Here is a 703-nt window from a genome sequence, read left to right as displayed (position 1 = left end):
AACACTCTTTATTTCGTTACTCGCCGATCAGGAGCGGCTGCAACTGGCACAGGAAGCGTTAGCCGATGAAAAAGAAATTCTGGCGATCATTCAGCGCCGTGTGAATGCCGGTCGCGCCCCCAATGCTGACCTGATACTGGCACGTACCCGTTTAACAGAGCAGGAGTTGGCAGTGGAAGAATTCGGGCACCGGCTGCAGTCGGCGTCACTGCGATTGTCTGCGCAGTGGGGAGCGACAGAAACCCAGCTTTATGCCGCGGGAAACCTGCTGCCATTTCTGCCGTTGGCAAAAGCTGAAGCTGCCATGAACAAATTGCAGGAAACCCCGTCACTGAGCCAGATAAAAGCGGAAGCAGAACTGTTCAGTGCGGAAGGAAAACTTGCGAGTGAAGAAGCGGTAACCCCGTGGTCGGTTGGCGCAGGCGTGCGCCGTTTCGAAAATACGGATGACTATGCCCTGGTCGCCCAGTTCAGCATTCCGCTGGGCGCGAATCAGCGCCACGCCGCTCTTCAGCGCTCGGTCAATGTCCGTGAACAACAGAAGACACTTTCAGCACAGGCGCATTTGCAACAACTGACCATCCAAACCCGCACACTGCTGATGGAACTGGAACACAGTCAGCACGTTATCAATACCCTGACAGAAACCATTCTGCCGACTCTCAATAACGGTCGTCAGCAGGCGCTTAAAGCCTATGAAAAC

General features: G+C 54.6%; 1 protein-coding gene. It reads left to right on the top strand.

Annotated elements, in window-relative coordinates; all coding sequences use genetic code 11:
• Positions 1–703: TolC family protein (locus I9W95_RS18615; protein WP_225676862.1), on the top strand; the 703-nt coding region annotated here is incomplete at both ends.

It is taken from the genome of Thalassolituus marinus (genome assembly GCF_020320395.1).
Classification (GTDB): Bacteria; Pseudomonadota; Gammaproteobacteria; order Pseudomonadales; family Oceanobacteraceae; genus Venatoribacter; species Venatoribacter marinus.
Note: the sequence above shows the minus strand (reverse complement) of the source record. Positions and strands in the feature narration are given on the sequence as shown.